The sequence below is a fragment of the Xanthomarina maritima genome, from assembly GCF_008084905.1.
In the GTDB taxonomy this organism is placed as follows: Bacteria; Bacteroidota; Bacteroidia; order Flavobacteriales; family Flavobacteriaceae; genus Xanthomarina; species Xanthomarina maritima.
In genome coordinates this window covers 1-24033 of sequence record NZ_VSFC01000029.1, presented here as the reverse complement: position 1 = coordinate 24033, position 24033 = coordinate 1, and the positions used below count along the sequence as shown (strand labels likewise).

Annotated in this window: 12 protein-coding genes and 1 pseudogene; 10 read left to right on the top strand and 3 right to left on the bottom strand. The window is 32.4% G+C overall.

Features of this window, described 5'->3' with window-relative positions; all coding sequences use genetic code 11:
• Positions 1-5: 5 nt before the first annotated feature.
• Positions 6-782, top strand: a complete 777-nt coding sequence (locus FVF61_RS05665; RefSeq protein ID WP_158635182.1) for a T9SS type A sorting domain-containing protein — start codon at positions 6-8, stop codon at positions 780-782.
• A gap of 38 nt (positions 783-820) precedes the next feature.
• On the opposite strand, the gene FVF61_RS05660 is transcribed toward FVF61_RS05665, so the two are convergent.
• From FVF61_RS05660 to FVF61_RS05650, 3 genes are read right to left on the bottom strand one after another with little or no spacing between them, the layout of a single operon-like run.
• Complete coding sequence (locus FVF61_RS05660; protein WP_148454251.1) at positions 821-2263, bottom strand: hypothetical protein; 1443 nt, start codon at positions 2261-2263, stop codon at positions 821-823.
• 12 nt (positions 2264-2275) lie between these two features.
• On the bottom strand, positions 2276-2854 hold the full coding sequence (locus tag FVF61_RS05655; protein ID WP_148454249.1) for a hypothetical protein: 579 nt from the start codon (positions 2852-2854) through the stop codon (positions 2276-2278).
• Positions 2838-3389 (bottom strand): RNA polymerase sigma factor, encoded by a 552-nt coding sequence (locus FVF61_RS05650; protein ID WP_148454247.1) that lies wholly within the window; start codon positions 3387-3389, stop codon positions 2838-2840. Before FVF61_RS05650 ends, FVF61_RS05655 begins: the two co-directional genes overlap by 17 nt.
• Positions 3390-3562: 173 nt before the next feature.
• On the opposite strand from FVF61_RS05650, the gene FVF61_RS05645 reads away from it, so the two are divergent.
• From FVF61_RS05645 to FVF61_RS05605, 9 genes and pseudogenes are all read left to right on the top strand, one after another.
• Positions 3563-4117 (top strand): DUF2911 domain-containing protein, encoded by a 555-nt coding sequence (locus FVF61_RS05645; RefSeq protein ID WP_148454245.1) that lies wholly within the window; start codon positions 3563-3565, stop codon positions 4115-4117.
• 10 nt (positions 4118-4127) lie between these two features.
• Positions 4128-5198 (top strand): methylmalonyl Co-A mutase-associated GTPase MeaB, encoded by a 1071-nt coding sequence (gene meaB, locus FVF61_RS05640; protein ID WP_148454243.1) that lies wholly within the window; start codon positions 4128-4130, stop codon positions 5196-5198.
• Between the two features lie 477 nt (positions 5199-5675).
• Positions 5676-8681, top strand: coding sequence for a T9SS type A sorting domain-containing protein (locus FVF61_RS05635; RefSeq protein ID WP_148454241.1), 3006 nt, complete (start codon positions 5676-5678; stop codon positions 8679-8681).
• A 386-nt stretch (positions 8682-9067) separates the two neighbouring features.
• Positions 9068-10657 carry a helix-turn-helix domain-containing protein gene (locus tag FVF61_RS05630; RefSeq protein WP_148454239.1) on the top strand — a complete coding sequence of 530 codons (1590 nt, stop codon included), beginning with the start codon at positions 9068-9070 and terminating at the stop codon, positions 10655-10657.
• On the top strand, positions 10650-11804 hold the full coding sequence (locus tag FVF61_RS05625; protein ID WP_148454238.1) for a tetratricopeptide repeat protein: 1155 nt from the start codon (positions 10650-10652) through the stop codon (positions 11802-11804). The genes FVF61_RS05630 and FVF61_RS05625 overlap by 8 nt, the downstream gene beginning before the upstream one ends.
• Positions 11805-11957: 153 nt before the next feature.
• Positions 11958-19823: a choice-of-anchor J domain-containing protein gene (locus tag FVF61_RS05620; protein ID WP_148454236.1), complete on the top strand. Its 7866-nt coding sequence runs from the start codon at positions 11958-11960 to the stop codon at positions 19821-19823.
• A 30-nt stretch (positions 19824-19853) separates the two neighbouring features.
• On the top strand, positions 19854-20789 hold the full coding sequence (locus FVF61_RS05615) for a PorP/SprF family type IX secretion system membrane protein (protein WP_148454234.1): 936 nt from the start codon (positions 19854-19856) through the stop codon (positions 20787-20789).
• A 16-nt stretch (positions 20790-20805) separates the two neighbouring features.
• Positions 20806-22677: an OmpA family protein gene (locus FVF61_RS05610; RefSeq protein WP_148454232.1), complete on the top strand. Its 1872-nt coding sequence runs from the start codon at positions 20806-20808 to the stop codon at positions 22675-22677.
• 142 nt (positions 22678-22819) lie between these two features.
• Positions 22820-24033: pseudogene (locus tag FVF61_RS05605) on the top strand (hypothetical protein); the annotation flags it as partial.

Here is a 24033-nt window from a genome sequence, read left to right as displayed (position 1 = left end):
TGATGATGAAACATATACTCACACACATTTCAAAAGTACTTATACTTTCAACCTTTGTTTTAGGAAGTACACTTGGAATGGCTCAAAATATCAATTTAGTAGCTTCAGTAGATGAAACCCCTCCTTTATCTATTGGCCAAACTTTCAATTATACCATTGAAGCTGTAGCTGGTACAACAGCTTATAGAGGTGTTCAAATATATCTAAATTATAATCCGGCCATTATTCAAATTAATAGTTTGACACCTAATAACAGCGTACTAAATGTTCCATTAGCAAATGATACCTCCACTCCGGGAATTATTAGATATGCAGCTGGAGCTTTTTCTGATATTACTGGAACAACCACTGTGTTTACAGTTTCTTTTGAAGTAATAAGTGTTAGTGAAGGAGTTATGATTACACATGATTTATTTGAAAATGGAAATCCAAATGGAACAGGAGTTACAAATACATTAGGACAAAATATTTTAGGAACTGCTAATAATATCCTATTAGAAACATTAGCTGTTGAATATAGGTCTTTTAGTGATATATTTAGCATCTATCCAAATCCAGTAAAAGGTGTTTTACACATAAAAACCTCGATTATGACAGAGTTAAGTGGAATTAGTTTTTATACTCTTGAAGGAAAATTAGTGTTTGAAGATAAAGAGGTTATATTATCTGACAATGGCTTAAGTCTAGATGTTTCAAATAAATTAATAAATGGCTTGTATTTAATGACCCTAACTTCAACCTTAGGTGAGCAGGCAACTTACAAGATTATAGTAAATAAATAATAAGGTATTAGATTTTACTACTACATCAAATGGTAATATTAATGTAATTCTACCTGACTGTACTTAGCATTTACAACAATGGTTTTGTTGCTTGATAAATTACCTGATGAGAAGGATGTATTGACCTCATTAGATGTTTTGGTAGGATGCTTCAAATTAGAGTACTTCCCTTTATACTGTAAATTATAATCAACATTTGGAAGGCTTAATCGAGCTTTACTATTTTCAAGTACGATATTTAAATTATTAAAGGAGTTAGTAATATTTTCTATAATTAAGTCTCCAAAACTACCATCTATAATAGCATTCCCTTGCAAGGTTCCAATATTTACATTGGATGAATTGGCATTTAAAACCAATCTATTTACAGTACTTATATGTGCTTTTTCTACATAGTTTAATTTTAATTCTCCCATCAACCAATTAGAAATAGTTACAGGTGAATATGATGCATTGATGGAAGTCTGGCTTCCATCAATGCTGTTTGCTATTAAAGTGGTATGTGATACATTTGCTTTTAAATTCTGTATTAAAGAAGCCATTTTCAATTCGCCATAACGCACATTCACTTTTAGTTTGGCACCTTTTGGCATTTTAATCTTTATGGTTTTATTTACTTTTTGATTCTTTAATTCAGAAGGAGATTCAAATAATCCTCGTTGCATTTCTTCTTTTACTTTATGTTGCTCTTCTATTAATTTGGCTTGCTCTTCCATTTGCTTTCCAAAATTATCACCCCAGGATTCCATCTGCTTTCCAAATTGTTCACCCCAAGCTTCCATGTCTTTACCAAATTTTTCGCCAAATTCCTTTCCGAATTTTTCTCCCCAAACTTCTATACGCTTTTGAAATTCTTTCATTTCTTCACTAGATTCAACTTCTTTTGCCCAAGCTTCCATTTGCTTTGCATAGACTTCCCCATAGGTTTCACTATACTCTCTACTCCACCTTTCCATATAGGCATCACCTTCTTTTTTGAATTTTTCAAAATCAAAATCTGAATTATGCATGCCTTCCGGTAATTCAGGTAATTTTGGCATTTTTGGCATTTTTGGCATGTCTTCCAAATGTAAAGACTCTAAAAGATTATCCACTATAGGCATATTTGCCAATTCAAATTCTAAATCTTGTAAAGCATTAAAAGATTGTTCATCGAACAAATTGTTGTTATTTGCCCAAGATTGATTGTCTGTTCCTGAAGTGATAGACACCAAGTTATTTGATCCTTCCACTTGAATTTTCCAGGCATCCAAATATTTCTTAAGCTCTTCTTTACTTAAAGACCTGCTTTCTACATAGGCTTCTATCTCTATAATGTCTTTATTCCAAGTATCTATTTCAATATTGGTATAATTGGTATTTAAGTTCAAAGTTACTTGATCTGTAACCCTTATGGATTGTGAGATTTTATCTAATTTTTCTTGAGCCCAAAGACTTAAAGTACTAAGAAAAAATAATCCTGTAATTATTATGTGTTTCATTTTATGATTGTTTTATACGTTTGTTCGTTTATTGATTGAATCTGTTGTTTGCAAGGTTTGCAATTGTTCTTTTAAGCGATACATTAGGTTTAAACGAAACTTTAAATTGGTAATTAATGCATTAACTGTTAACTCGTTTGGTCCTGAATTAGTTAGTTCTAAAGAGATACGTTTGTATTCTTTATTTAAAGCCTCTAACTGACTCATATACCCATTGATAAGTTCTTTATTATCTGGAGTTAATTTTACTTTAGACAATTCTAAATTGATGTTTGCCAAATAGTAATCTTCTACCTTTTTTAAATCTGGCGATATGTCTCTTAAGGATTTTGTTGGTATCTCTTCAAATTCTATTGGAGTATCTGCTACTTGGACTTCCATAGGCTTTTCAAAATATTTATATACCCCAAAACTAAAGCCCAACAGCAACACCAAACTAGCTGCTATTTGCAACCAAGACCAAGAAGGTTTGCCATGCTCTGGTAGTTTTTTATCTAATTTATTTAGAAAACGTAAATCATGTCCTTCAGACATTTTTTCTCTAAAGTTTTCATTGTCTTTTTTAAATAAATCTCTAATATCTTGTGCCATTTTTTCTAAGTTTTAATAGTTCCTGCAATTGTAATTTACCTCTGTAAAGTTGTGTTCTAGAAGCTACTTCAGAAATATTTAGAATGTCTGAAATTTCCTGATGGTCGTAGCCTTCCATTAAATAAAGCATGAGGACATATCTATATTTTTCTGACAGGCTGCTAATAGCTTCTTTAACGTCGTCTATTGTTACCTTATCGTCTACTAACCATTTGTCCTCATCCCTTGTGTCGACTACTTTTAAGTGCACATCTTCTAACTCAACCATAGGTTGGCTCTTAGATTTTAAAGCATCTAAACTGGTGTTGATTACAATACGTTTTAACCAAGCTCCAAAAGTTACTTCAGCTTGAAATTGATGCAGTTTAGAAAATGCTTTAATAAAAGCATCCTGTACTATATCTTCTGCTTCTGCATCGTGTTTCACAAATCGTTTTGCCACAATATACATTCCATGGCAGTACTGGTTGTATAACTGCATTTGTGCCTGACGATTGTTTTGTTTGCATTTTTCAATGATATCACTCTGAAACATGCTTTTCTTTTGGTTTTTGGATTAGTTCACTTTAAAGACGAACAAAAAAATGGGTTGTTGCAAAAAATGAAAAATATTTTTGAAGATATCGAAAATATTTGAAAAGAAATTTGCGTTTCACTTTTACATGATATATCTTTTAAAGTATCTTTATCTCTTAAAAATTAGTACCTATGAATAGATTTTTAAAATGGATTATTGGACTTTTAGTACTTGTAGCTATTGGTGTTTTTGTGTACTCTATTTTAAATGATGGCTTATTTAAAAAACCCTTAAGTCCTAAAAAAAATGTCAGTTTTGTTGTTGACGATGTTGAATTGAAAGTGTTTTATAACAGACCATTTAAACGCAATCGTGAGATATTTGGTGCTTTAGTTCCATACAATGAAGTTTGGAGAACAGGAGCTAATGAAGCCACAACTTTTGAAACCAATATTGCTTTAAAGGTTGGGAATGATTCACTTCCAGCTGGAAAATACACCTTATGGACGATTCCAAACGATTCTACATGGCACGTTATGTTCAACCAAAAACAATATTCTTGGGGAGTTGACATGGAAATGAAACCTATGAGAGAACCAGAATTTGACGTTATAGATATTGAAGTTCCTGTTCAAAAATTAGATACAACAGTTGAGCAATTTACAATTGGTTTTGATAATTCAACAGATAACTTATCTTTAACCATGGCTTGGGATGATACAAAAGTAGTTGTTCCTTTAAAATAAAAATAACTTCGTGGCAAAAGATAAAACAACAGCATTAAATGAAAAAGACGGTATTCCTGAACCTGATAGTGTCAACACTTCGTCTATTAAAAAATTAAAATCTATACGTCATCAACAGCCTTCTGCTAAAGATTTAATTTCTGATATATTGAAAGGCGATATGACGGCTTTAAGTCGAGCCATTACCATTATAGAAAGTAAAAACCCTCAACATTTTGAAAAAGCTCATGCTATTATTATGGGTTGCTTGCCTCATGCTAATAAATCCATTCGAATTGGTATTACTGGAGTTCCAGGAGTTGGTAAAAGCACCTTTATAGAAGCTTTTGGAACCCATTTAACTAGTATAGGCAAAAAAGTAGCAGTACTAGCTGTCGATCCTAGTAGTTCCTTAACCAAAGGCAGTATTTTAGGGGATAAAACAAGAATGGAAGACCTCGTTAAAGACACCAATGCGTTTATAAGACCTTCGGCTTCTGGAGACTCTCTTGGTGGTGTAGCCAGAAAGACTAGAGAAACTATTATTTTATGTGAAGCTGCTGGTTTTGATAGCATTATTATTGAAACGGTTGGTGTAGGACAAAGTGAAACGGCTGTTCATAGTATGGTTGATTTCTTTTTGTTACTTAAACTTGCTGGAGCTGGAGATGAATTACAAGGAATAAAACGAGGGATTGTAGAAATGGCAGACCTGATTGCCATTAATAAAGCCGATGGAAATAATTTAAAAGCTGCCAAAATAGCTAAAGTAGAATTTAACAGAGCCTTACATTTATATCCTAAAAAATCTTCTGAATGGCAACCAAAAGTTTTATTGTGTAGTGCTATAAAAAATGAAGGGATCGAAGCTATTTGGGAACAAATTCAAGACTATATCCAAAGGACTTCAAATAATACTTATTTTCAAAAAAAACGTAATGAGCAGAACAAGTTTTGGCTAATCCAAACAATTGAAGATCATTTAAAATCTAATTTCTTTAATAATAAAGAGATGAAACTGGCTTTAGATAAACAGTTGCAACTTATTGAAGACAATAAAACTACACCTTTTGCAGCTGCAGATTATTTGTTGCGTATGTAAGAAACTTACAAACGTTAAAATTCTGAACTTAATGACATTTTTATCACTATAATATGTCATCATTTTTTCTTGATATCCTATAAATTATCCAGACTAGTATCTCTTAAAAAATAAATAAAAATACTAGCACTTTTATAAATGATATTAGTTGAAATTTCTTGTTTTTCTAACTTCTTTTTTTTACTAAAGATTAAGGTTAAATATCAAATTCTTTCAAATTACACCCTTTTTAAACTTTGTATTTAACTATTCTAAAAAATAATCACATAAATTTACAAACACCTGTTTTACAGTTGATTATTTATCATTTTTTACTTTCAAATTTCGGGAAATACAAAAGACATCCTCTTTATTTATAGTATTTCTATTCATACATTTCAACTTTGAATGATATTTCAAAAATGCTTCCATTCATGTTTTGCATCTCTAAAAATCATTCTTTAAAACTTAACAAATAATTATTTTAAAACTAAAACAATGAGAAAAATTACCTTTTTATTAATGATGCTCTTAAGCATTACGGCCTTCTCCCAAGTAGAGATTGTTGAAAACTTCGACTCCGGATCACAATATCAATTACCTAATGGTTGGACAGAAAGTGCGCTTTATGCCTTTACTGCATCGTCAGAATTTGCTTGTGGCAATACAGGGTTAAGTACTACGGCTGTTATTGCAGGAACAGGAACCTCAACTTTAACGACACCAAACTACACAGCTGTTACAAATGCAACAGACTTATCTATTAGCTTTAGTATAAATGTCTTTGAACAAGACAGTCAGTTTCCTCCTAGAACTTATAGTCCTCCTGCATCAAACTGGGGGAGTTTAGTAGTAGAATATACTACAGATGGAGGTACAACATGGACTAACGCTGTTACAATAGACGATTCTAATTTTACCTATGTTGGCACTACAACATGTATGACAGTTCCTACAGTAAATGCTGGTGCTCTAGTAGCTGGAAGCGATTTCCAGGCTCGTTTTGTTGCAACTTCTGTAAATGTTAACGGTTTTGCACTTATGGTAAAAGTAGATAATATTTCTATTACTCAGGTAGCAACTACGGTTCCTAATTGTGATCTTGTATTATTGAACCCTACTGATGGTTCATCTACTGCAGATACAAATGTTGAATTAACATGGCAACCAGCAACAGGAATACCAACTGGATATAAAGTATCTGTAGGTACAACTTCGGGAGGTACAGATATTGTAAATGAAGATACTACAACTGGTACCACTTATTCCTTAAATGGATTAGGATTATTATATGAAACTGAATATTTTGTAAATATTGTGCCTTATAATAGTTATGGTGATGCCATGGGTTGCATTGAAAAAAGTTTTACAACTCGTGTAGAACCAATAGAAGGTGCTGCTTGTAGTAGACCTCATGTAGTAAGTTCATTTCCTTATCTTGTAGCTGGAGGCAACACTGCAAATTACGAAAACAATGTTAATACTGGAAGTTGTGGTGCCAATAACACATCTTATATCACATCAAACGATGTCTTTTATGAAATAACTCCTGCCGCAGACATGTCTATAAATATAGATTTGGTAAATATTAATAATAATAACGTAGGTATGCACCTAATGAAAGGTTGTCCTACAGACACAGATAAAGAGTGTATTGGCTTTGATGGAGAATGGAATACTTCTGCTGGTTTAGGAATATACGATGCCGTATTATATGCTGGTAATACTTATTTTTTAGTTTTAAGTGCTGGAGGTACATCTACCACTTATACGTATGATTTAATTATAACTCAAAATTCGTGTATCAACCCAACTTTTACATTAACAAATGTTCCAGATTGTGGCACAGGTATGTTCTCAATTGATGTTGATGTAACTTCTTTAGGTTCTGCAACAACTTTAACATTAACAGATGGTACAAGTTCTACAGCTATTAATGCTTTAGGTCTTGTTAATATTGGTCCATATCAAAGTGGTGAAACTATTACCGTTTCAATAACTAACGATCAAGATAACTCTTGCTCGTATACTGAATCAATATATTTCTATTGCCCTCCTTCAAATGATGAGTGTGCTAATGCCATTTCACTTTCTGTTAATACAGATGATACTTGTACGCTAGTTACATCTGCAACTAATGCAGGAGCCACAGAATCTATGTCAGATCCTGCTTCATGTAATGGAAATACTAATGATGTATGGTTTAGTTTTGTAGCTGATGGATCTTCAATGATTTTAGAATACTTGAATGTAACTGAAGCTATAGGTACAGGTGGAATATTTCAATCTACTGAATTATATGAAGGATCTTGTGGTACTTTAACTAGTTTGGCTTGTTTTACTGGACAATATGCTGAATTAGTTAATTTAACGGATGGTAATACTTATTATTTAAGAAACAAAACTAACATTACTGGTGAATACGCACAAAACTTTGATGTTTGTTTAAAAACACCTCCAGCAGCTCCTTCAAATGATGAGTGTAGTAATGCAACCATATTAACTTTATCTACAGATGACCAGTGTGACAATCAAGCGACAGGTACAACTTTAGGCGCTACCCCATCTGCCGAAAATACGTGTAACACTCCAACTAACCAATATAAGGATGTATGGTATATATTTACACCTACTGAAATGGCTTACTATTCATTTTCGGTAACAACATCTGCTCCTGCAAGCCCTAGTTTTTCTATATACAGTGGAACTTGTGGTGCTCTAACAGCAGTTAGTTCATATTGTTCAACAGGTGTACAAACTCACCAATTAAATAGTGGGGAAAGCTATTATGTTATGGTTCGTTCTAATAGTACAAGTCCAGGTTTTGAATTTAATTTATGTGTTTGGCAATTACCTCCTGCTGTAAGTAATGACGAATGTTCTAATCCAACTATTTTGTTAGAATCTATAGACTCTAATGGTAACAATGCTATTTCTGGCACTCTAGATAATTCATACCCTTCATCTGAATCTTGTTCATCTAACAATAGAACCATCTGGTATAGTTTTACGCCTACTTATACAGGATTATATAATTTCAATTTAACACAAACTACTGGTTATCCTAGCTTTACAGTTTATAATACAGACGACTGTTTGTTAACTTCTGGTAATTATGTTAGTGGATTTTACTGCTACAATTCTGGTCTTAAAACTGCAGAAGTAGTTGCTGGTACAACTTATTTAATTGCAATACATGGATCTAGAACTCAAGCTAGTGCATTCGATTTAATGGTGTATCCAGACCCATCATTAAGTATCGAGTCTACTATTTTCGAAACTTTTAAATATTATCCAAACCCAGTTGTTAATACATTAACAGTTGAGGCTAAGAATACCATTTCCAAGGTAAGTGTTTACAATATTGTTGGACAACAAGTGCTAATGGTTAATCCAAATAGCATAAAATCTACAATTGACATGGATGGATTAAAAGATGGTGTGTACTTTGTTACAGTAACTATTGATGGTGCTCAAAAAACTATTAAAGTGGTTAAAAGATAAGCTATAAAAGCTTTGAATATATTAATAGCAATTTAATATCCATGGGCTTATATTAAAACAGCCCATGGATTATAAAAAATAGATATCTTAATAATAATTAATATGAGTGATTAACATATTAGTTTTGGATATTTATTACATACTCAAAAATGAGTAGTTTTTTTCAGAAAAAAGCAGCTGTAATGGCTGCTTTTTTTATGCATTAAAATAATAAAGCAATCCTTAACACTTTTTATTATACCATTTAATTACAATCAAACAGTACAAAAAAAAAATACATTTTAAATAAGTTTAGTATATTTACTTTTCTATAGTTTTCTTAAAAAAGATTTAGATTAAGAGTTTGAAAACTATATTTGCATTTAAACTATAATACAATATGCTGTTTGACAAATAAAAACACACATCCATATTTTAAAGAATTTCTGTTAACTAAGACCTTATTTATTACAATTATTAGTTTTTTGCTATCAATAAGTTTTTATTCACAGGAGAATGATCTTGTCTTAAAATCAAAAGAGCTTATTTATTCAAATCCTGATGAAGCTATTAAAATAGCCAATCATATTTTAACTACAAGTCCAAAACTTCAGGATAGAGCCTTCGTTAATTTACTTTTATCTAAAAGCTATTTAGTAAAAGGAGATTATAATAATGCGACTATTCATGCTTTTGATGATATTTACCAACTAGAAGAGATTGATATACATACACGAATAGAAAACAATATAATTAAAGCCACCCTTTTAAGAGAGTTATATCTAGATAGACAATCTGAAGAGTATCTTAAAAAAGCGAGCCTACTTACCTCTAAGTTAACTTCTGAAAAAGAACTCTTTGAAAGTTATATTTATCTAGAACAGATTAACATGCTTCTTGACAGACTACATACAAATGAAGCTATGACAGCTATTACAGAAGCTGAAGTTATATTTAAACACTTTTTTAAAAAAAATTCTACAGAAAACAGGGCTTTTATTCTAACTAAAGTCCGTGCATATAATACCCTTTCTAAATACGATTCTGCTTTTGTTTATATTGATAAAACTCTTAACTTATTAAATGTTTCACAAGAAAACAATCTTTTTGAAAAAGCCATAATCTACAAAGAATTAGGTCACCTTTACTTACAAAAAAAAGAATATAAAAAAAGTGAAGAAACACTTTTTATAGCCTTACGTTTTGCTGAAATATTAGACAATCCATTTCTATTAGAACAAATAAATCGAGATTTAGCCATTAGCTATCTAGCATCTAATCAAAGAAATAAACATAAAACTTATAACGACGTCTTCTTAGTTTTAAATAATACAATCGAACAGATTGAGCAAGAATCGGTAAGTACATTTTATAATATTATTAGTGGACAACAAGAGAAACAATTGCGAACAGAAAATCTAAAATATAACAACTACTTATATTTATCTTTGGGAGTTTCTCTCTTTTTTATAGTTGTTGGCATGTTTATTTTATTAAAAAGCGAATACAAAAAAAAACGTATCAAAGAAATTATTAATTATTTAGAGATAAGCAAAAATAACTTTATAAAAGTATCTCCAAAACCAAAACAAAAATCAAAAAGATTAATAATTCCTAAAAAAACTGAACAAAGTATCTTATTAAAGCTTAGTCACTTTGAAAAATCTAAAAAATTTTTAAACAAAGATATGTCATTAGCTGTTTTAGCTGGTCAATTTGAAACTAATACTAAATACCTCTCAGAGATTATTAATAATCATTATAATGACAATTTCAATACTTATATAAATAAACTTCGTATTAATTATATAATTAAAAAATTAAAAAATGACTCAAACTACATAAATTATAAAATTAGTTATTTAGCGGAGGATTCTGGTTTTGCAACCCACAGTAGTTTTGCTACAGTCTTTAAAACAATAATCGGCATGTCTCCAGCTACCTTTATAAGTTTATTAAAAGAAGAAACTAAAAAGAATAAGAATACTAATGAATAATAAAACTAAATATCAGTTTCTTTTCTGTTTGTTTTTTTTACAAACCATTTTACTTTCTGCATCAGATATACAAAACAAACAGGTAGATAGTATTTTAAAAGTTGCAACACAAAATGTGTATGAAAACCCAAACAAAGCAATTACTCTTGCTTTATCAATATTTGATAACACATCCCTTTCATTAAATTCTAGAATACAAGCTTTAATTGTCGTTTCTTCTGGGTATACATCAAAGAGAGACTATAAAAAATCTTTGGAATATATTAATATAGCAAAAGATTTATCAAGTGATATAGACGATAAAAAACTCCAAATTAAAATTTTATTTATGACTGGTATTCAATATCAGCAATTAAAAATTTTCGATAAATCCATTGAATATATGGAAGAAATAGAAAAAAGATCACTTCTACATCCTGAAAGAGATTCTGTTGGAGGTTACCTGGCTACTAGTTATTTAGTAAAAGGATTTATATATAAAGATAATTTAAATTGCGACATCGCTTTAGAGTATTTTAATAAAGCTCTTAAAGAATATGAAAGACTTGGAATTAATTATCATAATAGAAGTATAGGTTATTACAACAAAGGAAATTGCTATATTTTACTTTCCGAATATACTAATGCTAAAGAAAGCTTTAACAAAGCTATTGAATTAGCTCAAATTGAAAAAGCTAGTAGTTTAATTTCTTTTGCCCAAAAAGGATTGGCTGAAGTAAATACCTTAGAAGGTAAATATAATGAAGCCATTTTATTATTACAATCTGCTTTAGAAAAATCTAAAAATGTAGGAGACTTGGTTTTAAATTTAGGAATTTACAAAGGTCTTTTTGAAAATTATTTAGCTTTAAATCAATTGAAAGAATACCAGAATTATTACGAATTATATTTAAAAACTCAATTAGAAGTTAAAATTTCTGAACGTAATTCTATTAGTGATTCAGTTGCTGAAAATTCAAAAATAATCAATGAAGAATTAACTTTAATACAGTCTGAATTTAAAAATAAATTTGATTGGATTGGCATAACAGTTTTAACTTTTATAGCCATCATTTTAATTAAAGAAACAAAAAATAAAAAAACCATAAAAGCACTTCAACATAAAATTAATACCCTACAAGACAGAACACCTCTCTCAAAAGAATAACATCGCATAAATATTTTAAACTATTTATAATTAAATAGTTAATAAGCATTTTAACCTTTTAAAATTCGGGAAATACCAAAGACTAAATTTATATATATAGAATTATTCTCTATATATTTATCCATTAAAATTACTAACTGAAATTGTTTGACAATGAGAAATACGTTACAAAATAATGTAGCTAAAACTTATCTAGTTTCTACAAGAAATTTAAATGAGTTTAATTCAACTGCTCCAAAAAAAAGCATCAAAAAAAGAATATTTTATTTTGTAGCTTCTTTAGCTATAATTTTAATGATTTCTAACAAGGGGTATGCCCAAATAAACGAAACATTCGACACAGGAATTCCAAGTTCTTGGACATTATTTGGAAATGGCATAGGAACCTCTGAATGGAGTTCTACACCAGATGGTTATTTAGGAACACAGGGAACATCCATTAACCCAAGTGCAGATAATATTGGTAGTGGAAACACTGCACAATACTTTTTAGTAACACCACAAATTTCTGTTCCAGAAAACGGTGAAATCCACTTCTACACAAAACAAGCAAGTGCCATTGATAATGGTGCTCAATACCAGATTCGTATTTCAACTGCAGCACAACCAGACATTAATGGTTTTAATATTGTTTTGCAGTCTTATACAGAGACAAATTTAAATTTAGGATTACAAACAGAATACGAAAAAAAAGTTGTAGAAATTCCATCATCAATCCCAGTTGGTTTTAATATCTATCTAGCTTTTGTTGCAGTTAATACACAAAATGGAGCCTCTCCTTCAGGAGACGAATGGTTTGTAGATGAAGTTGCCGTATTAGAAGGTTGTACAGAAATTGATAGTGACTCTGTAATAATAGATAATATAACAGTAGATTCAGCCGAGGTAACTTGGACACACCCTACAGCAACTAATTTTGAAATCCAAATATTACCTTCTGGTGGTACACCAGCAGATAGTGGAATTCCTGTTGTAGGAACAAGCTATACATTAGTAAACCTTGATGAACAAACAGAGTTTGACATCTATATAGCTGCTATTTGTGATAACGACACACAAAGTGACTTCACTGGTCCTTACACCTTTGAAACATTAAAATACGGACTTTCTTGTGATGAACCTATAGTAATTCCAGATATATCAACTAACCCATATGTTTTAGTTGATAATCTACAAAACTGGGCCAATCCAAATGAGACATATACTACAGAAGGTACTAATTGTATTAGTGGAGGTTTTCCTGGAAGAAACTATTTAAATGGAGATAAAGTCTTTTTAACTTATACACCTACCGAAGATGGTCTTCTTACTTTAACAACAACAACTGCCGTTGTAACTGGTGGTGGAACCAATAATTGTTACAATAACCAAACATCTCTTTTAGTTTACGAAAGCTGTGATGATGTAGGTGTTAACTGTATTGCAGGTGTTAATACCGTTGAAGAATTTGCACCTCGCACAATCTCCAACCTTGTAGTTCAAGCTGGTCAAACATATGTTATTGTATTATCTTCTGAACACAATTCTGGAGCTGGTATTTGTTTTGAACTTGTAATTTCTAGTCCAACATGTGCACCTCCTGGAGAAATTGTTTATAATAGTTTAACAGATTCTAGTGTAAGTCTTTCATGGGATAATAATGGTGGTTTTGCAGATTCATGGGAATATGCAGTTGTTCCAACAGGTGCAGGTGAACCTACAGGTTTAGGCACCCCTACTAATTCCAATTCTGGAAATGTAGTTACGGGTTTAACAACCTCTACAACTTACGATGCTTATGTAAGATCTGTATGTAACGGAGCACCTGGTATTTGGAGTCTACCAAGTACATTCACTACACAATGTTCTACTTTTGGAGTACCTTATTCAACAGATTTTAATACGGCAACAAATGAAAATCCTGAACCTTGCTGGACGACTATTGATGTTAATAGAGATAATGTTACTTGGGGATTTTTAGCTGGATATGCTACACTTTGGACTGCAGATAGTCGTAATGTTAATAATGATTATTATGTATCCCCTAGAATAAACTTTGATGGCACACCTAAACGTGTACGTTATAAACAAAGAGCTACTCAAGGGGTATCAACCTATTCCTTAAAATTATCAACAACAGGTATTGGACTAGATGATTTTACAACTGTTTTATTACCACAAACACAAACTAACAGTACTAGTTTTACAGAAATTATAGTTGATATTCCAGAAAATATAACTGGCGATGTAAATATTGCTTGGATAGTTGAACCTAACTCAACCGAAACGGCTTCTAGATTCTCTATAGATGATGTTTTTATAGAAGACAAACCGACATGTCCTGACCCATTAAACCCTTTAGCTTTACAAATAACTACCAATTCAGCTTGGTTTCTTTGGACAGCAGGAGATATAGAAACACAATGGGAAGTAGCTATTCAAGATTTAAATTCTGGTGTTCCAACAGGAAGTGGAATTTTAACAACTAGCAATTTTCCTCATATAGCAACAGGTTTAGAATCTGGACACAGATATGAGTATTATGTTCGTGCTTATTGCGATACTGATGATCAAAGCGATTGGATTGGTCCAGTTGCTTTTACTACCCTTTGTGAATCTTATGATACCCCTTTTTATGAAAGCTTTAATGAAGCTGATCCAAATACTCAAAAGTTTTGCTGGAAAATCACAGATGGAAATGGAGATGGTACTAAATGGATGATTGATGATGAACATGCATTTATGCAAACTTCAGCTTTTCAACCAGCTACTAGTTATAATGATTATTTAATATCTCCAGCAATAAACCTTGATGGCAATACAAAAGAAATTAAATTTAAATACAGAGCAGATTTTACATTCTTTACTGCTTTTCCTAGATTTGGTTTAGAAGTGTTGATGTCTACAACAAATACAAGTTTAGGAAGTTTTTCAGTAATCAGCCCTCTGGAAATATTTAATAATCCAGAATATCAAGAAAGAAGCATCATTATTAATGGTACAGGAACCGTCTATATTGCACTTAGAATTCCTCCTGAATTTAATGTGGCTGAAGGGTATTCATTGTTAAGTATCGATGATTTTAGTATCACAGATGCACCAGCTTGCCCTAACCCTTCAGATTTAACGGTTAATTCTGTTACTGTTAATAGTGCAGAACTATCATGGACTCTAGGTTACCAAGAAACAGATTGGGATATCGTAGTACAAACAGCTGGATCTGGAGTACCAACTGGTAATGGTGAAGCTGTTACAGCCAGCAATTACTCAGCGACAGGATTATCTCCAGACACCGAATATGAGTTTTATGTTATGGCTAATTGTGGTACAGAAGAAAGTGAATGGGTAGGTCCTGTTACATTTAGAACACCATGTACTCCTTACTCGACACCTTTTGTAGAAACGTTTAACTCAGACTCTAGCACTCAAGATTGTTGGATGGTTGTAAATAATAATCATGATTTACGTTTCTGGGAATTAGATAGCGCATTTTATCCGTATGAAGGAGATCAAACTGCAGCTATGTTTACAGGGACAAATGGACAAAACGAAGATTGGCTAATCTCGCCAACTATAACCATTACAGAAAATCAACGTTTAAGATATTACTATAGAGTAAACGATAGCTTTTTTACAGAAGATTTAGAAGTATTACTCTCAACTAATGGCACTAGTTTAGATCAATTTACAACTGTTTTATACGACTCTGATGATGATCCTGTAGTACTTAATAATGATGAGTATTTGGTTAAAATAATTAATTTCCCAGATGGTCTAACTGGCGATATTAATATTGCTTTTAGAGTACCATTCTTCCCTAGTACAGGTCCATATAGAGGACAGACTTTAGCAATAGACAATGTAAATATTGAAGATATCCCTAATTGTCCTCCTCCAACAAACATATCATTAACAGGACTTACAGATACTCAAGTTCAAGTTGGTTGGGATATCAATGGTGCAGAAACAGCTTGGGAAATTTCTGTACAACCTTCAGGAACACCTGCTCCTGTAGGAGATACAGACCCTAATTATTTATATAATGCTTCTACAAACCCATTTTTAATAACTGGACTCACCTCCTCTACTATGTACGACATCTATGTTAGAGCTGTTTGTAATGGAGAAAGCACTTGGACAGGTCCAGTTGAAGTTTTAACACCATGTAGCTTTGAAAATTTATGCCAATATACTTTTGTTTTAACTAGTGATGCTGCTCTAGGTTCATTAGAAATAACACAAAACAATCAAGTAGCACAGTCTATTGGATTTAACGGCAACGTAAGTGGTGCTCAATTCCCAATTTTCTTATGTTCAGGAGTTCAATTTTCAGTTTATTTCCATACTTCAGGTTGGGCTGCATCACAATATGAAAATTTCCAGTTTGAAATTCTAAATGATCAAGGTGTTTCTGTTTTCACAAGTCCTATTGGTTTAATTCCTAGAACAACTTACTATACAGGCACCGCAGTTTGTGGAGCAATAGCTTGTCCACAACCTACAGACTTAACTATAAATGATACAAATACCATTTCATGGACACCAGGAGGAACTGAAACTCAATGGGAAGTAGCAATACAACCTTTTGAAAATGGTACCATACCTCAATCTGGAACTGTTGTTTCTAACAATTTTTACACTCTAACAGATGTGGATTTCAGTAATCCAAATGCAGCCTCGTATGAGTATTTTGTTAGAGCCATTTGTGGCACTGACAATCAAAGCTATTGGTCAGGTCCATTTGAGTTTATACGAAATAATGATATTTCGAATGCTATAGTTGCACCTATAAACTCAAGTGAAACATGTGATCAATTAATATCAAATGTCTCATTTATTGGAGCAACTCCATCGCCAGAAACAATGAGTTGTGATGGAATAAACGATGGTGATGTATGGTTTAAATTTGTAGCTGAATCGAGAATTCATATTATTAAAGCTATTAATTATTCTGGAACCTTACGAGATACTGATATTGGATATCCTGAATATCCAAATACTATAATGACTTTATATAGAGAAATTAGTGATGGAAATATTGAAGAAGTTATTTGTAGTTATGATAATATTATTACTGCAATGTACTCTTCTGAATTAATAGTAGGTGACACATACTTTATTCGCTTTACAAAAACTGAACCAGCAACAACAGAATACACATTAGAATTATGTATTACAACACCTGAAAATTTCTGTAATGTTGAAACTGAAAATGGAGGTTTTGAGCAACCTGTTGTTCCTGGTTTAAGCGGGCTTAACTCCATGATAACATCTAGAGTGGTTCCTGGTTGGAGACAAAATTTTGATAACAGAAATCAAATCCTAGTTTGGGAATCATTAAACGCTCCAGGAATTTCTTCTTTTGAAGGTAGCCAATGTGCTCAAATTCTAGAAGATGAAGAAATGATAATAGACCCTAATGATCCTGAAGTATATGGAATATTTCGTGAATTTGACACTTCAGAATCTACGGTAATGGATTATAATTTTGCCTATTTAGGAAGATTCGATGGAAATGCATTACAATTATTTGCAGGCCCTCCTGGAGGCCCATACACATTGGTTCGAGAACAAATAGCTAATACATTTGAATGGATTGTAGTTTCTGGTCAATATCAAGTTCCTAATAACCAAGACTTGACTCGCTTTATTTTTAGAGCTTCAGGTAGTGATGTTATAGGAAATGTTATTGACGCTGTGAGTTTCAATTCTAACAATGATATAATAACATCATCTTCTGAAGTTGATTGTACAGACCCAACTATCATTGTTGAAGCAAATGGTACAGGAACCTGGATTCCGGATCCTAATAATCCTGGAGAAGTGATAATTGATGATGTAACAAGTAATAACACAAGTATTTCAGGATTCTTACAATCTGGTGTTTACACATTTACCTGGCAAACACGCTATTGTGAAAATACTGTTGAATTTACCTATAATGGCATCTCAGACATGCCAACTGTTGAAACTCCAGTTGCATATTGTTTAAATGCTACAGCACAACCCTTATCGGCAACCCCTACGGGTAGCTATAGCTTAATTTGGTATACACAGCCTGTTGGAGGAACTGGTAGTACTACTGCCCCAACCCCAGACACCTCTGTAGTTGGAGACACGTCCTACTATGTTGCTAATGCAGATACTAATGGTTGCGAAAGTCCACGTGCTGAAATTATAGTAACGGTTAATGATGCTATAATTCCAGAATTATCATTTAGTTATGAGACTACTTGTATTGTTGTTTCTGATAATCCAATACCAACTTTAAGCACAGGTTTTGAAACTGGTGGAATCTTTAGTTCAGCAACACTAACTGTTGATTCAACTACGGGAGAGATAGATTTAAGTTCGGCAACTGTAGGTATACACGATGTTTTATATACTTTTGATGGAGATTCAGAAACATGTTTAATTGCAGAAACTTATACAGCAACCATAGAATTTACTGCTGCTAGTACACCTGTTACAACCTTTGATTATGGTACAGAACCATTCTGCTTAATAACAAGTACTACTGTGCTTCCTAATTTAGCTACAGGATTTACAACTGGAGGAATATTTAGTTCTACAACTCTGACAGTTGATGCTAGTTCTGGTGAAATCGATTTAACTTCTGCAACAACAGGTATGCATGATGTTATATACACCATTGACGCAGATTCAACAATCTGTATGGAAGCTAGTACCTATACCACTTCAATAGAAGTTCTAGAGACTATAGTTCCTGTAACAATGTTTAGTTATGCAGAAGATTTCTATTGTACAAGTTCAGGAAATGTATTCCCTGACTTAGCCACTAACTTTACATCTGGTGGTGTCTTTAGTGCTGAATCAGGTTTAACCATTAATGCTACTACTGGTGAGATAAACTTTTCTACAAGTACTGCTGGTAGTTATACTATTAGTTATACAATTACAGAAGATTTAACAACGTGCTTAGAGGCTAGTGTTAGTACTTTTATAATGAATATAGCAGCATCTGTGACTCCTGTTACCATGTTCGATTACGGTACTACTCCATTCTGTTTATTATCAGGAGATTCCGTATTACCTAATTTAGCTACTGGATTTACAACTGGTGGTACTTTTAGTTCGACAACACTTACAGTAGCTGCAACAACTGGAGAAGTTGATTTAACTTCAGCAACTGCTGGAACACATGACGTGATTTACACTTATGATGCAGATGCCAGTAATTGTATTGAATCCGGAACTTATACAGCTTCTATTGAAATTATTCAAGTTACAAGTACCATTTCTGAATTCAGCTATACTGAAGATCTTTACTGTGAAGACAGCCCTAACATTCTACCAAATTTAGCTCCTGGCTTTACAACCGGAGGTACTTTTAGTGCTGAATCTGGATTGTCTATCAATGCCTCTACTGGAGAAATTAATATTTCGTCAAGTAATATTGGAAACTACACGATTGTATATGAAATTACTGAAGATTTAACTAACTGTGTTGAAGGTAGCATGAGTACATTTGATATGACTATTTTAGATACTATTGAAGTTTCAATTGATGGTGAATGTAACCAAAGTGACTATCTTTTAACCGCCTCTCCTGTAGGAAATTCATTTGACCCAAATGATGTAACCTATACTTGGATGGATGCCAATGGAAATGTAGTAGGTAACGATTCTGAAGTATTTAATGTGACAGGCTATGCAAATCAAAATCAAAACGTTACAGTACCTGCTCAATTTACAGTAACCATAACATTTGGAAGCTGCTCAGTAACAGCATCATTTACAACAGACATATTATCTTGTGGAAACATTCCTAGAGGTATTTCTCCTGATGGAAATGGTAAAAATGACACGTTTGATCTTACAGGTTTTGGTGTAACTCATATAGAAATTTTTAACCGATATGGTAAAACAGTCTTTAAGTATAATGGCAACTATACCAACCAATGGCATGGTCAATCCGACAAAGGAAAAACACTTCCAGACGGCACCTATTATTATAGCATTAAGAAAGAAGATGGTAGCTCTGTAACAGGGTGGGTATTTATAAACGGACCAAAATAATCATAATTGAAAAAGCAATATAAAATAAAGATGAAAAAAATATATTTTACAATCGCATTAGCACTTATGATTTTAGGTAGTGCCCAAGCGCAACAAGACCCTCAGTACACACAATACATGTATACCATGAATGTTATAAACCCTGCATATGCTGGCTCTCGTGGAGATTTAGCTATTGGATTATTATATCGTTCTCAATGGGTAGGCATAAATGATGCACCTAAAACAGCAACATTTTCTGCTAGCAGCCCAGTTGGTAAGAATGTAGGTGTAGGACTCTCTATCATTTCAGATAAAATAGGGCCAGTAGATGAAACTAATACCTATGCAGATGTTTCTTATACCCTTAATTTAGGTGGAGAACACCGATTAGCATTTGGTATAAAAGCAGGTGCAACGTTTCAAAAAATTGGTTTATATAGTGATATTGGTAATGGTTATGTACCAGACCCAAACGATGAAGCATTTAGTGAAAACACGAATAACACCTATTTAAATGTTGGCGCTGGTTTCTTTTATTATACAGATAATTACTATGTATCTTTCTCTATTCCAAATATGTTGAAAAGCACCTATTTAGATGTTACAAATAATGGACAAGAATATAAATATGGATCAGATGTCATGCATTACTTCTTATCAGCTGGGTATGTATTTAACCTATCAGATAAAACTAAATTTAAGCCTTCCTTCTTATTAAAATCTGCTTTCGATGCGCCTACATCCTTAGATGTATCAGCTAACTTCTTATTCTTCGATAAATTTGAATTAGGTGCAACCTATCGTTTAGACGATTCTGTTGGAGCCATGGCTAATTTTGCTATAACACCTGAAATTCGAATTGGATATGCTTATGATTATACCACATCCGAACTAAATGTAACAACATCTGGTTCTCATGAAATCATGTTATTATTCGATTTAAATTTCCCTAAAAAAGTATCTGTTTCACCTAGATTTTTCTAACATAAAAATGTTTAATATGAAAAAAATATATAGTCTCTTAAGTATTGCTTTAATAGTTACTGCTAGCTTTGGACAAAACAAACAATCAGAAAAAGCTGATAATCTTTTTGAAAGTTATCAGTATGTTGATGCTATTAATGAATATTTAAAACTAGCGAAAAATAATCAAGCAAACGCACATGTTTATAAACAACTAGCTGATTGTTATTACCATGTTTTTAACATGGAAGAAGCTGCTAAATGGTATGACAAAGCAGTAGCGTCAGATCAAGATGCTGAAACCTATTTTAGATTTGCCCAAGCTCTAAAATCTCAAGGAAAATATAAGGAGGCTAATATACAAATGGATATGTTTGCAAAAAAAATGCCTGAAGATTCTCGTGCTAAAAGTCATTTAAATAATCCTAATTACATACCTCAACTAACAGATAAATCGACACTATTTACTATTGAAGAAACAACAATAAATAATAATGAAAATAGTGACTTTGGCGCTATTTTATCTAACGATGATATTCTGTATTTTGTTAGTACAAGAAATACTGGTAAAAAAGAAGATTACTGGACAAATCAACCTTATTTAGATATCTTTAAGTCGGTGAGGCACGAAGATGGTTCACTTTCTGAACCAGAAGCTGTAAAAAGTTTAAATACACCCTATCACGATGGTCCAATAACTTTAAGTGCCGATGGTAATACCATGATTTTTTCACGTGATGGACACAGCGAAGGATCTTCTAAAAAAGATAAAGACAAAAAAGTAAAAATAGCTCAACAAGGGTTATACAAAGCAACTTTAGTCGATGGCAAATGGGTTGATATTCAAGCATTACCATTCAATAGTACAGCTTATTCTGTGAGTCATCCAAGCTTAAGCAATGATGGAAAAACTCTTTATTTTGCTTCAAACATGCCTGGTGGTTTAGGTGATACAGATATTTGGAAAGTTTCTGTTAATGGTAATTCATACGGTAAACCAGAAAATTTAGGACCTAATGTAAACACATCTGGAAAAGAAGGGTTTCCTTTTATTAGTGAAAACAACATCTTATATTTTGCTTCAAATGGGAAACAAGGTTTTGGTGGATTAGATATTTTTAAAATAGATTTAAGCAAAAACGAAAACGCCAATAATCTGGGAAACGCAGTAAATACTAATAGAGATGATTTCGCTTTTAGTATTAATACTCTAAAGGAAATCGGATATTTTTCATCTAATCGTTCTGGTGTAGATAATATTTATATTGCTATTCCTATTTGCCAAGTTGAGATTATTGCTTCTGTTACAGATGCAAAAACAGAAGCCCTTATTCCTGGTGCAAAAGTAGTTCTTACAGATTCGCAAAATAAGGTGATTACTGAACAGATTAGTGATACAAAAGGGAACGCATCTTTTAATGTATCATGCAACCCTGATTATATTATCAAAATCTCAAAAGATGGCTATGATAGTCTTTCTATTCCTGTTACGGGTTCTAAGAGAAATGAACTAAAGGTAAATGCATCATTAAATCCTATAAATGAAATTATTACTGAAACCGAAGTGAAATTAAATAACATTTTCTTCGAGTTTAATAAAAGTAATATTACACAACAAGGTGCTTTTGAATTAGATAAATTAGTGACAATAATGAATGATTACCCAGATATGAAGATATTGGTACGTTCACATACAGACACTAAAGGGAATTTAGAATACAATTTAAAATTATCGGAAAGACGTGCACAATCTACTGTTCAATATCTTATTTCTAAAGGAATAAATAAAGACAGACTTTCTGCTGAAGGTGTTGGTAGCTCAAATCCTAAAATAGATTGTCAATCTAATTGTACTGAAGAAGAAGATGCTCAAAACAGACGTTCAGAGTTCTTAATAATCAAGGAATAAAAATTTAGATAATATTTTATTTATCTTTACTGGTAATTAAAATAATTACAATAAACATCTAATATTACAATAAACATCTAATAGTCAATCTGAAATAAAAAGCAGCTTGGCTATTAAGATTTTAAAACTGAAAGCGTTCAAAATGAACAAATATTTAATTTTAGGTTTTTTTATAGTATTTTTTTATCAAGTTCAAGCCCAAGAACCAAATGATTGTGTGAATGCTATAACTGTTTGTGGGAACGGCAATTTTTCTTCAAATGCTACTGGTTATGGAAATACACAAGAAGTCGCTGGTTGTGGTGGTTTTGAACATAATTCTTTATGGTTAGAAATAAATATAGTTCAAGCAGGAACCCTAGGTTTTAATTTAATTCCTGATGATCCTGATATTTTGGTAGATTACGATTTTTGGGTATATGGTCCAAATCGTCTATGCTCAAATTTAGGAAGCCCTATTCGTTGTGCCACAACAAATCCAGATGCCGCAGGTCTTTCAAATAATCACACTGGGATTGATGGAAGTACTACATTAACACAAACTGGTCCTGGACCTAACGGAAATGGCTATGTATATTGGTTAACAGTAAATCCTGGTGAAACCTATTATCTTGTTATAGATAGACCTCATGGTGATGGTGGTTTTGAATTAGAATGGACTGGATCTGCCATGAATGGTACAGGTGCGTTCCCCACCCCTCCAACAGCTAATGCTATTAACGATGTGGTACAATGTAGTTCAAATTTCCCTATAGGCCTTTTTGATTTAACGAGTTTAGATAGTAGCATTAGTAATGATTTAGCTAATGAAACGGTTCAGTATTACGCCACTTTAGCCGATGCTACCGATGGAATAAATCCATTACCTTGGCTTTATTCAAATACTACAAATCCACAACAGATTTATGCAAAAGTGTTTTCTGGCATAACAGATTGTTATAGTTTAATAGACTTTAATTTAGTAGTTTCTCCAATTCCTGATGCCATAGTTACCGTTTCTCCTGCAACAATTTGCGAGGGAGAAACAGTAACTTATACAATTACTGGAACTCCAGATGCGAGAGTACATTATACCTTAGATGGTGGAACAACTATTCTAGATATTATTTTAGATGCCACAGGAACTGCAACTATCACTCTAAACCCAACAACAAATACAACCATTGATTTAATTGATGCACAAGTATTAAATAGTTCTAATGCTATAGTCTGCTCACAACCCTTAAATGAATCTACTACCGTTACTGTAAATCCAAATATAACACCAATATTTACACAAGTAACTCCTATTTGTGAAGGTGATACTTTAACGGCTTTACCAACCACTTCCAATAATGGTGTAATTGGTAGCTGGAG

Bases quoted from the DNA above. Each gene is read 5' to 3' on its own strand.
- FVF61_RS05610 (WP_148454232.1), top strand. From the start codon at position 20,806: ATGAAAAAAATATATAGTCTCTTAAGTATTGCTTTAATAGTTACTGCT.
- FVF61_RS05635 (WP_148454241.1), top strand. From the start codon at position 5,676: ATGAGAAAAATTACCTTTTTATTAATGATGCTCTTAAGCATTACGGCC.
- FVF61_RS05625 (WP_148454238.1), top strand. From the start codon at position 10,650: ATGAATAATAAAACTAAATATCAGTTTCTTTTCTGTTTGTTTTTTTTA.
- FVF61_RS05620 (WP_148454236.1), top strand. From the start codon at position 11,958: ATGAGAAATACGTTACAAAATAATGTAGCTAAAACTTATCTAGTTTCT.
- FVF61_RS05655 (WP_148454249.1), bottom strand. From the start codon at position 2,854: ATGGCACAAGATATTAGAGATTTATTTAAAAAAGACAATGAAAACTTT.
- FVF61_RS05615 (WP_148454234.1), top strand. From the start codon at position 19,854: ATGAAAAAAATATATTTTACAATCGCATTAGCACTTATGATTTTAGGT.
- FVF61_RS05650 (WP_148454247.1), bottom strand. From the start codon at position 3,389: ATGTTTCAGAGTGATATCATTGAAAAATGCAAACAAAACAATCGTCAG.
- FVF61_RS05660 (WP_148454251.1), bottom strand. From the start codon at position 2,263: ATGAAACACATAATAATTACAGGATTATTTTTTCTTAGTACTTTAAGT.
- FVF61_RS05665 (WP_158635182.1), top strand. From the start codon at position 6: ATGAAACATATACTCACACACATTTCAAAAGTACTTATACTTTCAACC.
- FVF61_RS05645 (WP_148454245.1), top strand. From the start codon at position 3,563: ATGAATAGATTTTTAAAATGGATTATTGGACTTTTAGTACTTGTAGCT.